Origin of the sequence: Pseudomonas sp. UMAB-08, assembly GCF_900095225.1 — a bacterium.
Taxonomy (GTDB): domain Bacteria; phylum Pseudomonadota; class Gammaproteobacteria; order Pseudomonadales; family Pseudomonadaceae; genus Aquipseudomonas.
The window spans coordinates 102,416-120,789 of the sequence record NZ_LT607414.1; the positions used below are offsets into that span (position 1 = coordinate 102,416).

General features: G+C 56.3%; 16 protein-coding genes. 13 read left to right on the top strand and 3 right to left on the bottom strand.

What is annotated here, in order from left to right; genetic code table 11:
• Positions 1-10: 10 nt before the first annotated feature.
• On the bottom strand, positions 11-3,511 hold the full coding sequence (locus tag K0F75_RS00435) for a response regulator (protein WP_219059798.1): 3,501 nt from the start codon (positions 3,509-3,511) through the stop codon (positions 11-13).
• A gap of 270 nt (positions 3,512-3,781) precedes the next feature.
• On the opposite strand from K0F75_RS00435, the gene K0F75_RS00440 reads away from it, so the two are divergent.
• The 4 genes from K0F75_RS00440 (at position 3,782) to K0F75_RS00455 (ending at position 6,865) form a co-directional block, all read left to right on the top strand.
• On the top strand, positions 3,782-4,150 hold the full coding sequence (locus K0F75_RS00440; RefSeq protein WP_219059799.1) for a response regulator: 369 nt from the start codon (positions 3,782-3,784) through the stop codon (positions 4,148-4,150).
• 288 nt (positions 4,151-4,438) lie between these two features.
• The gene (locus K0F75_RS00445) at positions 4,439-4,957 is read left to right on the top strand and encodes an Hcp family type VI secretion system effector (RefSeq protein ID WP_219059800.1); all 519 of its coding nucleotides are present in this window, start codon (positions 4,439-4,441) and stop codon (positions 4,955-4,957) included.
• A gap of 134 nt (positions 4,958-5,091) precedes the next feature.
• Complete coding sequence (locus tag K0F75_RS00450) at positions 5,092-6,390, top strand: glycosyltransferase (protein WP_219059801.1); 1,299 nt, start codon at positions 5,092-5,094, stop codon at positions 6,388-6,390.
• 37 nt (positions 6,391-6,427) lie between these two features.
• Positions 6,428-6,865 (top strand): hypothetical protein, encoded by a 438-nt coding sequence (locus K0F75_RS00455; protein WP_219059802.1) that lies wholly within the window; start codon positions 6,428-6,430, stop codon positions 6,863-6,865.
• Positions 6,866-6,919: 54 nt separating this feature from the next.
• Here the strand turns inward: K0F75_RS00455 and cobF are convergent, their stop codons facing one another.
• Complete coding sequence (gene cobF / locus K0F75_RS00460; protein ID WP_219059803.1) at positions 6,920-7,678, bottom strand: precorrin-6A synthase (deacetylating); 759 nt, start codon at positions 7,676-7,678, stop codon at positions 6,920-6,922.
• Positions 7,679-7,808: 130 nt separating this feature from the next.
• Here cobF and K0F75_RS00465 point away from each other — a divergent pair, with 130 nt between their 5' ends.
• The 9 genes from K0F75_RS00465 to K0F75_RS00505 all read left to right on the top strand — a co-directional run bounded on the left by K0F75_RS00465 (position 7,809) and on the right by K0F75_RS00505 (position 17,539).
• A complete protein-coding gene (locus K0F75_RS00465; RefSeq protein ID WP_219059804.1) occupies positions 7,809-8,714 on the top strand; it encodes an AraC family transcriptional regulator in 906 nt (301 codons plus the stop codon).
• Between the two features lie 241 nt (positions 8,715-8,955).
• Positions 8,956-10,266 carry a sugar ABC transporter substrate-binding protein gene (locus K0F75_RS00470; RefSeq protein ID WP_219059805.1) on the top strand — a complete coding sequence of 437 codons (1,311 nt, stop codon included), beginning with the start codon at positions 8,956-8,958 and terminating at the stop codon, positions 10,264-10,266.
• Positions 10,267-10,346: 80 nt separating this feature from the next.
• Positions 10,347-11,279 (top strand): carbohydrate ABC transporter permease, encoded by a 933-nt coding sequence (locus tag K0F75_RS00475; RefSeq protein WP_219059806.1) that lies wholly within the window; start codon positions 10,347-10,349, stop codon positions 11,277-11,279.
• 10 nt (positions 11,280-11,289) lie between these two features.
• Positions 11,290-12,123 (top strand): carbohydrate ABC transporter permease, encoded by an 834-nt coding sequence (locus K0F75_RS00480; RefSeq protein ID WP_219059807.1) that lies wholly within the window; start codon positions 11,290-11,292, stop codon positions 12,121-12,123.
• Positions 12,124-12,169: 46 nt separating this feature from the next.
• Entirely contained in the window at positions 12,170-13,273 is a 1,104-nt protein-coding gene (locus tag K0F75_RS00485; RefSeq protein ID WP_219059808.1) for an ABC transporter ATP-binding protein, read from the top strand.
• Positions 13,274-13,291: 18 nt separating this feature from the next.
• On the top strand, positions 13,292-14,773 hold the full coding sequence (locus K0F75_RS00490; protein ID WP_219059809.1) for a mannitol dehydrogenase family protein: 1,482 nt from the start codon (positions 13,292-13,294) through the stop codon (positions 14,771-14,773).
• A gap of 7 nt (positions 14,774-14,780) precedes the next feature.
• Positions 14,781-16,262: a xylulokinase gene (gene xylB / locus K0F75_RS00495; RefSeq protein WP_219059810.1), complete on the top strand. Its 1,482-nt coding sequence runs from the start codon at positions 14,781-14,783 to the stop codon at positions 16,260-16,262.
• A 15-nt stretch (positions 16,263-16,277) separates the two neighbouring features.
• On the top strand, positions 16,278-17,216 hold the full coding sequence (locus K0F75_RS00500; RefSeq protein WP_219059811.1) for a carbohydrate kinase: 939 nt from the start codon (positions 16,278-16,280) through the stop codon (positions 17,214-17,216).
• Complete coding sequence (locus tag K0F75_RS00505; protein ID WP_219059812.1) at positions 17,213-17,539, top strand: chorismate mutase; 327 nt, start codon at positions 17,213-17,215, stop codon at positions 17,537-17,539. The genes K0F75_RS00500 and K0F75_RS00505 overlap by 4 nt, the downstream gene beginning before the upstream one ends.
• A 93-nt stretch (positions 17,540-17,632) precedes the next feature.
• On the opposite strand, the gene K0F75_RS00510 is transcribed toward K0F75_RS00505, so the two are convergent.
• The gene (locus K0F75_RS00510; protein WP_219059813.1) at positions 17,633-18,337 is read right to left on the bottom strand and encodes a YebC/PmpR family DNA-binding transcriptional regulator; all 705 of its coding nucleotides are present in this window, start codon (positions 18,335-18,337) and stop codon (positions 17,633-17,635) included.
• Between the last annotated feature and the right edge of the window lie 37 nt (positions 18,338-18,374).

The following is an 18,374-nucleotide window of genomic DNA, read 5'->3' on the forward strand; positions in this document are numbered from 1 at the left end:
GTTCAATGAGTCAGATCCGTTCCATTTTGGGCAGCCATACGCGAATCAACGAAAACAAACGGTCAAGGTCAATGGGCTTGGCCAGGTAATCATTGGAGCCCGCCTGCAGGCAGCGCTCCTGATCGTCTCTCATGGCTTTGGCCGTCACCGCGATGATCGGCAGCTTGCGCCAGCGTGGATCCTTGCGAATCTCCACGGTCGCTTCGTAGCCGTCCATCTCGGGCATCATCACATCCATCAACACCAGATCGATGTCGTCGACATCATTAAGCTTGTTGATGGCCTCTCGACCATTGCGAGCGATTTCAATGACCGCGCCTTTGTGCTCCAGGGCACTGGTCAACGCGAAGATGTTACGCACGTCATCATCGACCACCAGGATTTTACGGCCCTCAAACACCTTGTCTCGACTGCGGGCGGTCCTGAGCATTTTCTGGCGTTCGCTGGACAGTTTAGATTCGACTTTGTGCAGGAACAGCGTCACTTCATCCAGCAAACGCTCAGGCGAGCGGGCACCCTTGATGATGATCGAGCGGGAATATCTAAGCAGCTCGGTTTCTTCATCGCGCGTCAGGTTGCGCCCGGTGTAGACGATCACGGGCGGAAACGAGCAGATGTCTTCGGTGGACATGCGCTTGAGCAGGTCGTTGCCGAGCATGTCAGGCAGTTTCAGGTCGATGATCATGCAGTCGTAGACGTTATCCCGCAGCAGATCCAACGCATCCTGGGCGAACCCGACAGCGGTTATCTCGATGTCATCGTCACCAATCAATCGCGCGATACTGTCGCGTTGCAGGGCGTCGTCTTCCACCAGCAGGATGCGCTTGACCTTCTGGGTCAACTTGGCCTCGAGCTTGGCGAAAACATCCTTCAGTTCTTCACGGGTGGTCGGCTTGACCGCATAACCGATGGCCCCCATGTGCATAGCGGCTTCCTGGCGATCCTCTACAGAGATCACGTGGACCGGGATATGTCGGGTCGGCGCCAGTTCTTTCAAGCGTTGTAGCACGGTCAGACCTGAGTGATCCGGTAGACGCATGTCCAGCAAAATCGCGTCAGGTATGAACTGTGCCGCCAGGTTGAACCCTTCGTCAGCGGCATGGGCCACCAGGCATTGATAACCCAATTCGTGAGCCAGATCGTAAAGAATCTGCGCGAAGCTGACCTCATCCTCGATCACCAGCATGCAGCGGGTGCTGAACGGTGCCTTGTCGCGATCATCGGCAAAGTCTGGAATAGCAGGCGCTGTCGGAACTGTCACCGCAGCAACGGGGATGACCGGTGGCATTGCCATTACAGGTGCTGCAACCGCGACCGGCTGTTCGCCATATTCGAGTTGGACCTGTTCAACGTATTGCTCAGGCACCACCAAGGTAAAAATACTGCCCTGCTCTGGCGCGCTGGTGACGGTGATCGAGCCACCCAGCAATTTGGCCAGATCGCGGGAAATCGACAGCCCAAGACCGGTGCCGCCGTAACGCCGATTGGTGGTGCCGTCGGCTTGGCGGAATGCTTCGAAAATGCTTTCCTGATGTTCTTCGGCGATGCCGATCCCGGTGTCGCGCACGGTGAAGGTGATGCCCTCGCCCGGCTGGCGCGAGACGGTCAAACTGACACTGCCACGCTCGGTGAACTTGATCGCATTGGACAACAGGTTTTTCAGTACTTGCTCCAGGCGCTGGCGATCAGTAAACAGCAGCGTGGGCGCACCCGCCTGCAATTCGACTTGAAAGTCGAGTTTCTTGTCTGCGGCCATGGGTTGAAACATACCCCGCAGGCCTTCGACCAACCGCGCCACACTGGTGGTTTCCGGGCGCATGTCGAGCTTGCCGGCTTCGACCTTGGAGATGTCGAGAATGTCGTTGATCAAGTTCAGCAGATCGTTGCCGGCCGAATAGATCGACTCGGCGAATTTGACCTGCTCGGCCGTCAGGTTCTCTGTCGGGTTTTCCGCCAGCAGTTTCGCCAGAATCAGTGAGCTGTTGAGCGGCGTACGCAGCTCATGAGACATATTGGCAAGGAATTCAGACTTGTATTTGCTGGAGCGCTGCAGCTCTTCAGCTCTTGCTTCAAGTTCAACCTGCGCAATATTCAACTCTTCGTTGTTACGGTCCAACGCATCGCGCTGATCGGCCAGGGCTTGGCCCTGCTCGGCCAACTGCTCATTGGTTTGCTCAAGCTCCGCCTGCTGGGCTTCCAGATGGGCCTGAGACTCCTTCAGGATGTGTGACTGTTGTTCAAGTTCTTCGTTAGCGGCTTTAAGCTCTTCCTGCTGCACCTGCAGTTCTTCATTGAGCTGCTGGGCTTCGGCGAGTACGTCCTGCAAGCGCTGGCGGTAACGTGCCGCGTCAATCGCGGTGCCGATGTTGTCGGAAATCACCTCAAGGAACTCGACATCGCGTTCGGTCAACGCCCGCAAAAAGCCCAGCTCAATCACGCCATTGACCTGGTCGTCATTGCTGGTCGGCACGATCAGGACGCTACGCGGCGAACCATCGCCCAGGCCCGAGCTGACTTTGAAGTAATCGCCCGGCACATCGTCCAGGGTGATGATCTTGTCTTGCAGCGCAGCCTGACCAATAACGCCCTCGCCGCTGTAGATCGACTGCTCGCGCTGTTCCTGCTCGCGAGAAAACCCGTAAGACGCCACACGCGTGAAGCCACCATGTTCCTGACGGACATACATCGCGGCCACGACAGAGCCCAGGTATTGAGCAAAAAACTGCAGCACATTGCGGCCCAGCACGTTCAATGTGAGTTGCCCCAGCACTTGTTCTGCCAGCTCGCTTTGCCCGTTGCGCAGCCACGCCACGTGTTGCAAGCGCTGAGCGTTATTCTCTTGCAGCTTCATGTTTTCAATGTAACTTTTTGATAATGCGAACATATCACGCCGGCCTATATAGGCCAGGAAGCCGCTGATCAGCACCACAAAAATCAAATACAAGGTGACTGTGAGAATCGTAGTGTGCGTGACTTCTTCGTTGCGAGTGACGCGCAGTTGTTGCTCCATCGCCACGATCTGATCATATTCGCTGCGAATTTCGTCGGTCAGACGCTTGCCTCGACCAGCGGCAATAGCTGATTGATAATCGCCATTTTTTCGGCGCAACGTGATCATTTCCTGGGCAAAATCGTTCCACTCATCCTGCAAGGCGGAAAGACGCCTCAAGCGATCCACTTGCTGAGGGTTATCGGCAACCAACTCGTTCAGGCTTTTGAGTTCAGTCGCCACCCCAGGCTTGGCGACTTCATAGGGGTCGAGAAAGTGCTCATCACCGGTGAGCAGAAAGCCGCGCATGCCCGTTTCCATGTCGATGGACAGCCGGAGCGAATGATTGGCGTTGTTGATCACGCGGTCGGTGTGTTCGACCCACTGGATCACCGTCAATAAATAGGTAATCAGAGCGATAAAAAAAACAGCGCTCAGCACACCGACACCCAACGGCAGGCTGATGTTTCGGCCCAACATTTTACGGAAGCGTTGCTCGTCAATCGAAGACGGAGAGTTCATCAAAAGGTCCGGGCGAATTCATCGAAACGACAGAGTCTGCCGCAAACGTCTGCAAAAGACTGCTTTTCTAGCACGCGAAGCGGAAAATTCAGGCATAACGCCACGAAACGTCCTACAAAACATCTCATCAGGCTGAAAAACGAGCAGAAAATAACCCAAACGGATAGTTTTTACTGCTAGAGGGAACTTGTCGCTATCATTTACATACTCATTAACATGCTGTCAGAAACAATCAGCTGTGAATCATTGCCTTTTATCAGGGAACATTTTATGTCCGCCCCCATCAGCACCATCCTCGTGGTCGAAGACGACAACATCGTGCGCATGTTGATCGTCGACGTGCTTAAAGAGCTGGAATACAGCGTGCTCGAAGCCGCTGACGGTAAAGGCGCGCTCGCCCACTTGGGCGACGGTCAGAAAGTCATAGACCTGCTGATGACCGACCAGGGACTACCCGATATGAACGGCCGCGACCTGGCGACCGAGGCCCGAAAATTACGCTCCAGCCTGCCCGTGCTGTTCGCCAGTGGGTATGCAGAAAGTATCGAGGTGCCGGAAGGCATGGACGTCATCGGCAAGCCGTTCTCGATTGAGCAGCTGCGAAGCAAGGTGAAGGGGATTTTGAGCCAGAAAGCCTGATATGCAATTTTCTGCAGAACCTGAACCCGCCAATGACCCAAAAGCTCATCGGAGCTGATTTCAAAGGGCCCTTATCCAATGCGCAAAATGCTCCGCTGACATGAGCAGGAACTTGCTCAATCAGAGTTAAATGCTTATCAAAAAGCTCTAAATAGCTTTAATAAATAAATCTATCCGTATGATTTATATCAGATTATTTTTTACGGCATGGCTTTTGATTGATGAAGCAGCGTCCGCAACGCATTAGTTTTTACGGACACCGTCTGTTTATCTTGAAAGGAGCGTTTCATGCCAACACCCGCGTATATGATTCTTGAAGGCAGCAAACAAGGCCAGATCACTGCTGGCACTTTCACGGCTGATTCGGTTGGCAACATCTATCAGGAAGGCCACGAAAATAAAATCCTGGTCCAAGCCTTCAACCACCAAGTCATCGTTCCCCGTGACCCGCAATCCGGTCAACCTACCGGACAACGTGTGCACAAACCGCTGATGATCACCAAAGTGTTCGACAAGTCTTCACCGCTGATTTTTCAGGCATTGATTTCTGGCGAAACTTTAAACAAATGCCATTTGGCGTTTTATCGGACATCCGGGGTTGGTGGGCAGGAGCATTACTTCAGCATTGAGCTGGAAGACGCTTTGATCGTCGACGTGCAGTCACGCATGCCGAATTGCCAGGATCCGGCCACTGCGCATTTCACTCAGCTTGAAGATGTTTACTTCACTTACCGCAAAATCATCTGGACCCATGAAGTCTCTGGCACCTCCGGTTCCGACGACTGGCGAACCGCCAACGCAGCCTAAAGCAGGCTGAGCGCTACGCCACATCGGCCAGTTTTGCTGGCCGATGTTTTTGTGGGCGCCACTCTGATGGCACCGCAGCTTTAATCCGCCTTGTGGTTTAATCACGCCCCCCGATCACCCTGAACTCTCTCCCCATGAGCCTGCCCCACTCAAGCACCCCCACCCACGTGCTCATCATTGGTTATGTCTGGCCAGAACCGCGCTCGTCTGCGGCGGGCGGTCACATGATGCAGTTGATCGAGTGCTTTCTGAGTCAAGGCTGGCAAATTACCTTCAGCAGCCCTGCGAGTGAAGGCGAACACAAAGCTGATCTGGCCGCTCTCGGCATTGCCGAAGTGAGCATCGAACTGAATAACAGCAGCTTCGATGTGTTCATCAGCGAACTGCAGCCGGATATCGTGTTGTTCGACCAATTCTTGATGGAAGAGCAATTTGGCTGGCGCGTGGAGAAGCATTGTCCTGATGCACTGCGCATTCTCGAAACCTCAGACCTGCAAAGTCTGCGCAATGCACGGCATCAACTCCTCAAGAATCACTTAAAAAATGATCCTGATAGTGATGATTTAACTGATCTTTTCAGTCGTTCATCTCACGCTATTTTTTCGCCTATGGCCGCAAGCGACCTGGCCCAGCGCGAAATTGCCGCGATCTACCGCTCCGACATCAGCCTGATGATCTCCGACGTTGAAATCGACCTGCTGGTCAATCAGTTCAAGCTCCCCACAGCCTTATTGCACTGGTGCCCGCTGATGCTCGATGGCACGCCGAGCAGCGCGCGCCCCTTCGAGGAGCGAGCGCACTTCCTTAGCATTGGTAATTTTCGCCACGCGCCGAACTGGGATGCGGTGTTATGGATGAAAAATACGATCTGGCCACTGATTCGCCAACAGCTACCCTCTGCGCAACTGCACATCTACGGCGCTTATACCCCTCCCAAAGCCACGGCCTTGCACAACGCAGCACAGGGGTTTCATGTAATGAACTGGGCGGAAGATGCACTGGAGGTGATGTCCGGAGCGCGAGTCTGTCTGGCCCCCTTGCGGTTTGGTGCTGGCATCAAAGGCAAGATCGTCGACGCCATGCTCTGCGGCACCCCCAATGTCACCACGCCTATTGGCGCTGAAGCCATAGCTGGCGAACTGCCATGGCCGGGCGCGATAGGCAGTAGCGCCAGCGCCATCGCAGCTGCAGCCGTCGAACTCTATCGGGACAAAACCCTGTGGACACAGGCGCAAACCAACGGCTGGGCGATAGTGGATGCGCGCTATCAATATCAGCAGCACTGCGCGAGCCTGATCGCCCGAATCGAGGCCTGCCGGCAGAACCTGCAACAGCATCGAACCGATAATTTCACCGGGGCCATGCTGCGTCACCATCATCACAAAAGTACCCAGTACATGGCGCAATGGATCGAGGCCAAGAATCGGACTTAACGAAAAGGCATCAAATATGCGCAGGCGAAAGGTCATTATGCTGGCTAAACGTCTATGTCTCTATTGCCTGCTTTTATCTTCATTGGGCTATAACGGCTGGACATGGCTTACCACCAAAAACCCTCCCGAGCTGGATAAGGTTTTTCTTAAATACCCATTGCCCGATGATGGTTTTGTCTACGGCGTCAGTACAAATGGGGGTGGCGCTACAGTGGGGTTTAGCTACAGATACTACCTAAGTAAAGGCCTGACCACAGATGAGGAAATTCTCTCTATGCTCGCCGATGAACAACCCTTTCTCATAACAAAAGATCCGGAGGTAAAGGTCGAAAGCCGCGGCGCGGAGTTGGATATTCGGGTGACTGGCCGCATTAATCAGTTTCATAGCCAGGCCCTAATCCGGCAAGTTGGCAGCGATAGCTACGCAGTGGTCAATATCAATCTGACGTCGACCAGCGGCAAAACCTATCATTAGTAAAATTCAATTGCCGTCGGCATTGAGACCTTCGCAGGCAACCCTGCGAAGGTCTCAACGAGGTCTACGCAACAAATAAGTATCCATGATCCAGCCTTTCTCGCGCCTGGCAGCTTCGCGGACGCGGCGAATTTCAGCGCTGACGTCCTTGAGCTTACCCGCAATCAGGATTTCATCGGGGGTGCCCAGGTACGCGCCCCAATAGATGTAAAGATCGGTATCGGTCAGGGTCTCAAACGTGCAATGGGCGTCGAGCATCACCACGACGTTATCGATATCCCCCTCCGGGCTCTGTGCCAGGCGCCGGCCGGTGGTGATCTGGATTGGCTCGCCAATGCGGTTCAATGGTATCCGGTGCTGGGCGACCAACGCCTGAACGCTGGTAATACCCGGAATGACCTGATACTCAAACGACTGCGCACCGCGCTCAAGTACCCGCTCAAGAATCCGCAAGGTGCTGTCATACAGCGACGGATCGCCCCAGACCAGAAACGCGCCAACCTCCCCGTCGGCCACTTCATCGCCAATCAGTTGCTCGAACAATACGGCGCGCTGCTCATGCCAGTGCTCGATGCCCACCTGATAGGAGTGAGGATCGTCTTCGCGCTGCGGATCCTGCACCTGTACCACGCGATAATCGTCTCGCGTCATGTAGCGCTGGCAAATCTCCTTCCTCAAACGCAATAAATCGTCGTTGGCATAGCCTTTGTCCAGGATGAAAAACACGTTCGTCCGGTTCAGCGCGTTGATGGCCTGAACCGTGATGTGTTCCGGATTACCCGCACCGATGCCGATCAGCAGAATGTTCTTCATGAGCTCACATCCAAAACCACGGTCTTGCTCATTTTGTGCCCTTTAATACGACCCTTCGTTAAGTCCATGTTACCGCTCAGCCAAATAGTGCACATTAGGACCTGATCGAATCACCATCGACGACCAGTCCATGACCAAAACAACAAGAATCACCGACCCCTCCTACGAACTGATGGACGACCATAACGGGCTGTCGATCATTTATCGCGAGCATGGTTTTCCCTGTCCTTTGGTGCGCTGGCATTTTCATAAAGAATACGAATTGCACCTGATCGTCGCCAGTTCGGGCAAGGTGTTCATCGGCGATTACATCGGTAACTTCTACCCTGAAAGCCTGTTTTTGACCGGGCCGAACCTGCCGCACAACTGGATCAGCCAGGTAGGCGAAGACGAAGTGGTGCCCAAACGCGACATGCTGGTGAATTTCACCGACGAGTTGTTCGAGAGCGGCAACCAGGTGTTTTCCGAACTCAAAACCCTGACCCCGCTGCTGGAGCGCGCGCAATACGGGATCGAGTTTCGCTGCAAACGTACGATCCGTCAGGCGATGAAGCTGATGCAAAAAATCGCCGACAGCAGGGGTATCAGCCGGCTGGGGCATTTTTTCATATTGCTGGAGCTTCTGGCCGCGAGTGATGACGTCCAACTGCTCTCTGGCACGACCTCGCCGCAATTGGCCGATGAACACAGTATCGACCGCACCAACCGCGCCGTGGATTACATCTTCGTCCATTACGCGCGCGAGCTGCCTCTTGAAGAGGTCGCGGAGTATCTGGGCATGAAACCGACGTATTTTTCCAGGGTCTTCAAGCAGGCGACTGGCCGTTGCTTCGTCGAGTTCGTCAATCGCCTGCGCGTCAGTAAATCCTGCGAGCTGCTGGCAGATGGCAATAAACCGGTGACCGATGTGTGTTTCGAGTCCGGTTTCAATAATATTTCCAATTTTAATCGGCGTTTTCAGCAGCTTAAAGGCATGACGCCATCGCACTATCGTCGTTTGGCCGTCCAGCGCCTGACCGAACAAAACCTGTACTGATTCACCCCGCCTTCGTCCCCTTCAACTACGCTGAAACCGCCCGACGCTATGCCGGAGCGATATTTCAGTGCATTTCCGCTTGCGCCATGAGTGCAAAAAAGTATCGGTTTGAGTGCAGTGCAGGATTTGTCATCTCTCCCTCAGACCGTTGTAATCAGTTCACAGTCTTCCTTGCCTCCGGAAGATACAAAAACAATAACTGACCTTCTGCAGCTCTCAGAGCGCAGGAGAGGAGAGATCGATGAAGGCTTCAGTAAAAGCGCTACTCGCCAGCACCTGCCTGGTACTTGGCGGCACGGCCGTCGCCGGTACAGTGACCATTGCCACGGTCAACAACAGCGACATGATCCGCATGCAACGCCTGTCCAAAGCCTTCGAACAACAGCACCCTGACATCAAACTCAACTGGGTGGTGCTGGAAGAAAACGTTCTGCGCCAACGCCTGACCACCGACATCGCTACAAAAGGGGGCCAGTTCGATGTGCTGACCATCGGCATGTACGAAGCGTCGTTGTGGGGTCAGAAAGGCTGGCTGGAAGAGATGAAAGACCTGCCTGCCAGCTACGCACTCGATGACGTGTTCCCCTCGGTACGCGATGGCCTGTCTGTTGACGGCAAGCTGTATGCCCTGCCGTTCTATGCCGAAAGTTCGATGACCTACTACCGCACCGATCTGCTCAAGGAAGCAGGCCTGACGATGCCTGAACGCCCGACCTGGACCGAGATCGCGGGCTTTGCTGAAAAACTCACCCATCGCGACAAGGAGCAATACGGTATCTGCTTGCGCGGCAAGGCCGGTTGGGGCGAGAACATGGCGCTGATCAGTACCGTCGCCAATGCCTATGGCGCCCGCTGGTTCGATGAGCAATGGAAGCCTCAGTTCGATCAACCCGAGTGGAAAAACGCACTGAATTTCTACGTCGAAACCATGAAAAAATCCGGGCCGCCCGGCGCATCGAGCAATGGTTTCAACGAAAACCTGGCCTTGTTCAACAGCGGCAAATGCGCGATCTGGGTCGATGCCAGCGTTGCCGGCTCTTTTGTGACCGATAAAACTCAAAGCAAGGTCGCCGACCATGTCGGCTTCACTTATGCGCCGCATGAGGTCACAGACAAAGGCTCGGCCTGGTTGTATTCCTGGGCACTGGCCATTCCAACAAGCGCAAAGAACCAGGCTGACGCCAAAACCTTCAGCACCTGGGCGACGTCCAAAGAGTACGCCGCACTGGTTGCCGAGAAAGACGGCGTAGCCAACGTGCCGCCGGGTACTCGCGCCTCGACCTACAACGAGGCGTATATGACGGCTGCACCGTTCGCCAAAATCACCCTCGAATCGTTGAAGGCAGTCACACCCAAAACCCCTACGCTAAAACCAGTGCCTTATGTCGGCATCCAGTTGGTGACCATCCCTGAGTTCCAGGCCATCGGCACGTCGGTCGGCCAGCAATTCTCCGCAGCCCTGGTGGGCACGATGACAGTCGATGCCGCCCTGGCCGCCGCGCAAAACTCGACCGAGCGCGACATGAAACGAGCGGGTTATCCGAAGAAATAGTCCTCTGACTATCGCGTGTGTCGAGAGGCCCTCCGCCCCTCGACATCGTGTTCACGCTTGCGTCCAGGTTCGGAGTCATCATGAATACCTCAGCCGTTAACCCCCGTCTGGACACGTCCAGTCAGCAACCCCAGGCCAAACGTCGATGGGTCAAACCCGGCTGGTTTCTGGTCAGCCCTTCCGTACTGCTGTTGCTGGTGTGGATGATTGTGCCACTGGGCATGACGATCTACTTCTCGCTGATTCGCTACAGCCTGTTGAATCCCGGCGAGAACGAATTCGTCGGACTGGAAAACTTTACCTACTTCATCACTGACAGCGGCTTCATCCCCGGCGCCACCAACACCTTGCTGCTGGTGGGGAGCGTGCTGGCAATCAGCGTGATTCTCGGTGTCCTGATTTCAGCGCTGCTGGAAGCCAGCGAATTTTTCGGTCGAGGTATCGTCCGCGTGTTGTTGATTTCGCCGTTTTTCGTCATGCCGACGGTCAGTGCACTGATCTGGAAGAATCTGATTTTCCATCCTGTCTCGGGGATTCTGGCTGCCATATGGAAGTTCTTCGGTGCGCAGCCGGTGGACTGGCTTGCCCACTTTCCGCTGCTGTCGATCATCATTATCGTGTCCTGGCAATGGCTGCCCTTTGCCATCCTGATCCTGATGACCGCCATGCAGTCGCTGGATCAGGAGCAAAAAGAAGCCGCGCGTCTGGACGGCGCCGGTCCCTTGGCAATTTTCTGGTACCTGACACTGCCCCATCTGGCACGGCCCATTGCCGTGGTGATCATGATCGAAACGATTTTTCTGTTGTCGGTGTTCGCCGAGATTTTCACCACCACCAACGGCGGTCCGGGCTATGCCTCGACCAACCTGGCGTACCTGATCTACAACCAGGCTTTGCTGCAGTTCGATGTCGGTATGGCGTCGGCTGGCGGTTTGATTGCCGTGGTCATCGCCAACATTGCCGCGATCATCCTGATTCGGATGATTGGCAAAAACCTCACCGATAAGTCATGAGGGCCTTGCCATGATGACGCTCAAACAATCCCGCCGCGTGCAGAGCCTGGTGCTCGGCACCCTGTCATGGGCCATAGCGGCGCTGGTGTTCTTCCCCATTTTCTGGATGGTGTTGACCAGTTTCAAGACCGAAATCGACGCTTTCGCCACGCCACCGCAGTTCATTTTCACCCCGACGCTGGAGAATTACCTGCACATCCAGGAGCGCAGTGACTATTTTCACTTCGCCTGGAATTCGGTGCTCATCTCCTTCAGCGCCACGGCCCTGTGCATGCTGATCGCCATACCGGCGGCCTATTCCATGGCCTTCTTTGAGACCAAGCGCACCAAAGGCACCTTATTGTGGATGCTCTCGACCAAGATGCTACCGCCGGTGGGCGTGCTGATGCCGATCTACTTGCTGGCTAAAACCTTCGGCCTGCTGGACACGCGACTCGCCCTGATCATCATTTACACCCTAATCAACCTGCCCATTGTCGTGTGGATGATCTACACCTATTTCAAGGATATCCCGCCGGACATTCTCGAAGCCGCGCGGCTGGACGGAGCCACGACCTTGCAAGAAATCTTCCGGGTGCTGGTACCCATCTGCAAAGGTGGCCTGGCGTCTACAGCCCTGCTGTCATTGATCCTGTGCTGGAACGAGGCGTTCTGGTCGCTGAACCTGACCTCGTCCAATGCCGCGCCATTGACGGCCCTGATCGCCTCCTACTCAAGCCCCGAAGGCTTGTTCTGGGCCAAGCTCTCGGCAGTCTCGACCCTGGCGTGCGCACCGATTCTGATCTTCGGCTGGATCAGCCAAAAACAACTGGTACGCGGCCTGTCTTTTGGCGCCGTCAAATAGCCTTTCTACCTTTTTAGAATAAAAACAGAATAGAACGGAGGCCTCCATGGCTAACCTGAGTATCAGAAACTTGCAAAAAGGCTTCGACGGCCACGCCATCATCAAGGGCATCGATCTGGACGTCCGCGACCGTGAGTTCGTGGTTTTCGTCGGTCCGTCCGGCTGCGGCAAATCCACGCTATTGCGGCTGATCGCCGGGCTTGAAGAAGTCACCGCCGGTACCATCGAGCTCGATGGGCGAGACATCACCCAGGTCAGCCCGGCCAAGCGCGACCTGGCCATGGTGTTTCAGACTTATGCCCTGTATCCGCACATGACCGTGCGCAAGAACATGTCGTTCGCCCTTGATCTGGCAGGGGGAAATAAAGCCGATATCGAGCGCAAAGTCAGCGAAGCGGCGCGCATCCTGCAACTGGAACCGCTGCTGGAGCGTAAACCCAAACAGCTTTCCGGCGGTCAACGTCAGCGCGTGGCCATCGGTCGGGCAATTGTGCGCAACCCGAAAATATTCCTGTTCGATGAACCCCTCTCCAACCTCGACGCAGCGTTGCGCGTGCAAACACGTCTGGAGCTGTCACGCCTGCATAAAGAGCTGAAGGCGACAATGATCTACGTGACCCACGATCAGGTCGAAGCCATGACCCTGGCCGACAAGGTCGTGGTCCTCAACGGCGGCAAGGTTGAACAAGTCGGCTCGCCGCTGGAGCTGTACCACCATCCAGCCAACCTGTTCGTTGCAGGCTTTCTGGGCACGCCGAAAATGGGCTTTCTCAAGGGCACCATCAGCCGCGTCGACCGCCATGGCTGCGAAGTCACCCTGGACGCCGGCGCCACAATCAACCTGCCATTGGCCGGTGCCAGCCTGAGCGTCGGTAGCGCCGTGACCTTGGGTATTCGCCCGGAACACTTGAACATCGCCAGGGACGGAGACTGCCAGATGCAGGTAATCGCCGATGTCAGCGAGCGTCTGGGCAGCGACACGTATTGTCATGTGCGCACCTCATCAGGTGAAGCCTTGACCCTGCGTATCCGCGGAGATCTGGCCAGCAAGTATGGCGAGACCCTGAACCTGCACCTGGACAGCACCCACTGCCATTTGTTCAACGCTCAGGGCCTGGTGATCACCAGCGCTTTACAGGCCGCCGCTTAAACATTCGAGACCGCCCTCATGAAACTGAACAAGCAGAACCTTTCACAACTCCCCGCCACCGTCGCTCGCCCGCTCTACAGCCCGGCCGACACTCGTCAGGGGATCGCCCACATCGGCGTTGGCGGCTTTCACCGTGCACATCAGGCGTTCTACACCGACGCACTGATGAACCTCGGCGAAGGCCATGACTGGAGTATCTGCGGGATTGGCTTGCGTCCGGAAGATCGCGCCGTGCGTGACGCCCTCGCCGAGCAAGACTACCTCTATACGCTCTGTGAACTCGGCGATACCGACGACACCGAAACCCGGATCATCGGTTCCATCAGCAACATGTTGCTGGCTGAAGACGGCGTGCAGCCGCTGATCGACAAGCTGGCCAGCCCTGAGATTCGGATTGTTTCACTGACGATCACCGAAGGTGGCTACTGCATCGACGACAGCAACGGTCAATTCATGGCGCACTTGCCGCAAATTCAACATGATCTTGCGTACCCGACTGCGCCGAAAACCGTGTTCGGCCTGCTCTGCGCGGCCCTGGCAATACGCCGCGCGAACGCCCTTCCCGCCTTTACCGTAATGTCTTGCGATAACCTGCCACATAACGGCACCGTCGCACGCAAGGCGTTGCTGGCTTTCGCTGCCCTGCGAGATGCCGATCTGCACGACTGGATTGCCGCTAACGTCAGCTTCCCCAACGCCATGGTCGACCGCATCACCCCCATGACCACCACCGCTCAGCGACTCCAGGTACACGATGAATACGGTGTCGATGATGCCTGGCCGGTGGTCTGCGAACCGTTTGTGCAATGGGTGCTGGAGGATGACTTCGTGAGCGGCCGCCCGGCCTGGGAAAAGGTCGGCGTGCAGTTCACCAGCGACGTGACCCCCTACGAAGAGATGAAAATCAAGTTACTCAACGGCAGTCACCTTGCACTGACCTATCTGGGCTTTTTGCAGGGCTATCGCTTCGTCCACGAGACCATGAACGACCCGTTGTACGTGCAATTCGTACGCGCCTACATGGACCTGGATGTCACGCCACAATTGTCTTCAGTGCCCGGGATCGACCTGGAAGGCTACAAGGACACATTGATCGAGCGCTTCTCCAACCAGGCGATTGCCGATCAGTTGGCGCGGGTCTGCTCCGACGGCTCGTCGAAATTCCCCAAGTTCACCGTGCCGACCATCAACCGCCTGATTCTTGATAAAGGCAACCTCGACCGTGCGTCTCTGGTGGTGGCGGCCTGGGCCATATACCTCAAGGGCGTGGATGAAGCCGGCAACACGTACCCCATCGCCGACCCCAGGGCAGAATTCTGCCGGGCGTTGGTCGCCGACGATGTCTTGATCACTCAGCGTTTGCTGGAGGTTGTAGAAATCTTTGGCACGGCGATTCCACAGTCCGCCGAATTTGTCGCCGCGTTCGAACATAACCTCAACAGCTTGCGTGAACTGGGCGTGCGCAAGACCCTGGAAAACCTGCTGGCCAAATCCGTCTGAGGTGAACATGTTTCTCGGTATTGATTGCGGCACCCAGGGCACCAAGGCCATCGTGCTCGATGCAGTCAGCGGCAACGTGCTTGGCCAAGGCGCCGCGCCGCACAGCCTGATCAGCGCTGCCAATGGTCGGCGCGAGCAGGATGTGCAGCAATGGCTGGCGGCGTTCGAGCAGGCCACCCGTGATGCGCTGGCGGAGGCCGGCATCAGCGGCTTGCAGATCCAGGCCATCGGCGTTTCCGGACAGCAACACGGCCTGGTTCTACTGGATCAGCAAGGCGAAGTGTTGCGCCCGGCCAAACTGTGGTGCGACACCGAATCCACCCCGGAAAACAACCGATTACTGGACTATCTCGGCGGCGAAGCCGGCTCTCTCGCGCGTCTCGGTGTTGCCATCGCACCGGGTTACACGGTCTCAAAGCTGCTGTGGACCCTGGAGCACCATCCTGAGCTTTTCGCACGCATCGACAAGATTTTGCTGCCTCACGACTACCTCAACTACTGGCTGACCGGACGCTGTTGCAGCGAATTCGGCGACGCCTCCGGCACCGGTTATTTCAACGTACGCACGCGTAGTTGGGACGTGGCACTACTCGAACATATCGACCCCAGTGGCCGCTTGAGCCGCGCCTTGCCTACGCTGATCGACGCACAGCAGGCCGTGGGCACGATTCGTCCACAGATCGCCCAGCTACTGGGGCTAAATCCGGACGCTATTGTCGCCAGTGGTGGTGGCGACAATATGATGGGCGCCATCGGCACCGGCAATATCCAACCCGGCTCGATCACCATGAGCCTTGGTTCCTCGGGCACTGTCTACGCCTACGCGGACCAGCCACAGGTCAGCGACCAAGCCTCGGTGGCGACCTTCTGTTCTTCCTCGGGGGGGTGGCTGCCGTTGATTTGCACCATGAACCTGACCAATGCCACCAGCGCCATACGCGAACTGTTTGCCTTGGACATCGACAGCTTCAACCGCGCGATAGCCCAGGCGCCGATCGGTGCCGAAGGCGTGCTGATGCTGCCCTTCCTCAATGGCGAACGTGTACCCGCCCTGCCTCACGCCACCGGCAGTATTCTGGGGCTTAACAGCACCAACCTGAGCCAGGCCAACCTGTGCCGTGCAGTGATCGAAGGCACCACCTTTGGTTTGCGCTACGGCCTGGACCTGCTGCGTGCCAATGGCATCAAGAGTGAGACGGTCCGCTTGATCGGCGGCGGCGCTAAAAGCGCGATCTGGCGGCAAATCGTCGCGAATGTCATGGACACCCCGGTCATCTGCACCGCACACAGTGAAGCCGCCGCACTCGGCGCGGCTATTCAGGCCGCATGGTGCTGGTCCGCAGAAAACGGACAAAGTCAGAGCTTGCAGGCATTGTGTCAGCGCTGCGTGAGCCTCGACGCCAGCAGCGAAACCCGACCAATCCCCGAGAATGTCATTGCTTATCAGCAGGTCTACGACCGCTATCGTCATTATTTACGGGCACTTTAAGGCCGTGGAGTAACTATGTTTTTAGTCTGTGGCGAAGCGCTGTTCGATTTTTTCAGTCAGCCAGACAACAACGGGCAGAGCAACAAAGTGGGTTTTCAGGCCATTGCGGGTGGCTCGCCGTTCAACGTCGCGGTGGGCCTGCGCCGCCTGGGCGTTGATGCGGCTTTTTTTGCAGGGATTTCCACCGATTATCTGGGCCGTCGTCTGCGCACGGTGCTCGACGAGGAAGGTGTGCAGCCTGATTACCTGATCGACTTCGACGCGCCAACCACCTTGGCGATGGTCGCTGTGGGGGCCGACGGCTCGCCGCACTACAGCTTTCGCGGTGAAGGGTGCGCGGACCGGCAATTGCAGGTTCAGCACCTACCAACGCTGGATGAGCGCGTGCGCGGTATTCACATCGGTTCGTTCTCGCTGGTGGTGCAACCCATTGCCGACACGCTGTTGGCGCTGATCGAACGTGAAAGCGACCAGCGTCTGATCACACTCGACCCCAACGTACGCCTCAATCCGGAGCCCGATATCGAACGTTGGCGAGAACAGATCGACGCCTTTGCCGAGCATGCCCACATCATCAAGGTCAGCGATGAAGACCTGAACCTGCTGTACCCGGATCGCGACCCACACAGCATTGCCCAGAGCTGGTTGAACAAACGCTGCCAACTGGTCTTCCTCACCCGAGGCAGCAAAGGCGCCAGCGTCTTCACTCGCCAGCATGGAAACTGGTCGGTACCCGCCCATGAAATCATCACTGCCGATACCGTGGGCGCAGGCGACACGTTCCAGGCCGCACTGATTACCTTTCTCAGCGAACGGCAACTTGATAGCCCAAGCGGATTGGAACAGCTGTCCAGAGCGCTTATCGACGCAATGCTTAACTTCGCCGTCGCGGCCGCGGCGCTGACCTGCACCAAGGTCGGCCCGGATTTACCTTATCGAGATCAATTAGCATGAACGAGCAAGCCACCAACGGGATTGTCGACTGCAAGAGCATCGACCAGGTCCGCAAAAATATCGATCAGATTGATCGCGACATCGTCACGCTCTTGGCCAAGCGCGGCGCCTACGTAGAACAGGCGGCCCATTTCAAAAAAACTACCGATGACGTAAAAGCCCCGCAAAGGGTCGAGCAGGTCATTGCCAAGGTAGTTTCGTTATCCATGGAGCTGGGCGCCAACCCGGCAGTGACCGAGCAAGTCTATAGGGCGATGATTAGCGCGTTTATCAATCAGGAGCTGATGGCACACGCGGAGATTCAGAAACCAGCCTCGCGCTGAGCATAGGGCGGCAGATACAGGCAAGCCTGCTCCCCACTGTGCCAGGAGCAGGCTTGCCTGAAGAGGGTGTGTCAGGCAAACCGATTCAACGGGTTAACCTGCCAACCCTACATACACATTCTGCACATCGTCATGGCCATCGATGGCTTCAAGAAACGCTTCGACTTCAGCCATTTGCTCGTCGCTCAGGCCATCAACGGTGCTTTTTGGGCGATAACCCAGCTGTGCGGACTGCACGATAAAGCCGAACTCAGGCAGTGCCTTGCAAACGGCATCCAGATCGGTCAACTCGGTGAGGAACAGGGTGGCGCCGTCTTCTCCGGGTTCGAAATCCTGAGCACCCGCCTCGATGGCCGCTAATTCAGCATCCGCGTCCGGTGTGGCGGGAACGGCCTCGATCAGGCCCTGATGATTGAAGTCCCAGGAAACAGAACCGGCGGCCCCCAGTTGCCCTTTGCGGAACAACACACGGATTTCCGAGACGGTACGGTTGATGTTGTCGGTCAGGCACTCGATGATCACCGGGACACGGTGCGGCGCAAAACCTTCGTAGGTCAGACGCTCGAACGTCACGCCCTCACCCAGCAAGCCAGCGCCTTTTTTGATAGCGCGCTCGAGGGTTTCGCGAGGCATCGAGGCCTTTTTCGCCTGCTCGACAACCAGTCGCAGACGCGGGTTCATGTCAGGATCAGCGCCAGCACGCGCAGCGATCATGATTTCCTTGGACAGCTTGCCAAAAATCCGCCCTTTAGCGTTGGATGCTGCTTCTTTATGCTTGACCTTCCACTGTGCGCCCATGCTTGTTCTCTTGATCCGTGACTGTTAACTGCCCCTC

Coding starts and splice junctions, on each gene's coding strand:
- K0F75_RS00435 (WP_219059798.1), bottom strand. CDS start 3,511: ATGAACTCTCCGTCTTCGATTGACGAGCAACGCTTCCGTAAAATGTTG.
- K0F75_RS00510 (WP_219059813.1), bottom strand. CDS start 18,337: ATGGGCGCACAGTGGAAGGTCAAGCATAAAGAAGCAGCATCCAACGCT.
- K0F75_RS00440 (WP_219059799.1), top strand. CDS start 3,782: ATGTCCGCCCCCATCAGCACCATCCTCGTGGTCGAAGACGACAACATC.
- K0F75_RS00485 (WP_219059808.1), top strand. CDS start 12,170: ATGGCTAACCTGAGTATCAGAAACTTGCAAAAAGGCTTCGACGGCCAC.
- cobF (WP_219059803.1), bottom strand. CDS start 7,678: ATGAAGAACATTCTGCTGATCGGCATCGGTGCGGGTAATCCGGAACAC.
- xylB (WP_219059810.1), top strand. CDS start 14,781: ATGTTTCTCGGTATTGATTGCGGCACCCAGGGCACCAAGGCCATCGTG.
- K0F75_RS00500 (WP_219059811.1), top strand. CDS start 16,278: ATGTTTTTAGTCTGTGGCGAAGCGCTGTTCGATTTTTTCAGTCAGCCA.
- K0F75_RS00490 (WP_219059809.1), top strand. CDS start 13,292: ATGAAACTGAACAAGCAGAACCTTTCACAACTCCCCGCCACCGTCGCT.
- K0F75_RS00445 (WP_219059800.1), top strand. CDS start 4,439: ATGCCAACACCCGCGTATATGATTCTTGAAGGCAGCAAACAAGGCCAG.
- K0F75_RS00455 (WP_219059802.1), top strand. CDS start 6,428: ATGCTGGCTAAACGTCTATGTCTCTATTGCCTGCTTTTATCTTCATTG.
- K0F75_RS00475 (WP_219059806.1), top strand. CDS start 10,347: ATGAATACCTCAGCCGTTAACCCCCGTCTGGACACGTCCAGTCAGCAA.
- K0F75_RS00480 (WP_219059807.1), top strand. CDS start 11,290: ATGATGACGCTCAAACAATCCCGCCGCGTGCAGAGCCTGGTGCTCGGC.
- K0F75_RS00505 (WP_219059812.1), top strand. CDS start 17,213: ATGAACGAGCAAGCCACCAACGGGATTGTCGACTGCAAGAGCATCGAC.
- K0F75_RS00470 (WP_219059805.1), top strand. CDS start 8,956: ATGAAGGCTTCAGTAAAAGCGCTACTCGCCAGCACCTGCCTGGTACTT.
- K0F75_RS00465 (WP_219059804.1), top strand. CDS start 7,809: ATGACCAAAACAACAAGAATCACCGACCCCTCCTACGAACTGATGGAC.
- K0F75_RS00450 (WP_219059801.1), top strand. CDS start 5,092: ATGAGCCTGCCCCACTCAAGCACCCCCACCCACGTGCTCATCATTGGT.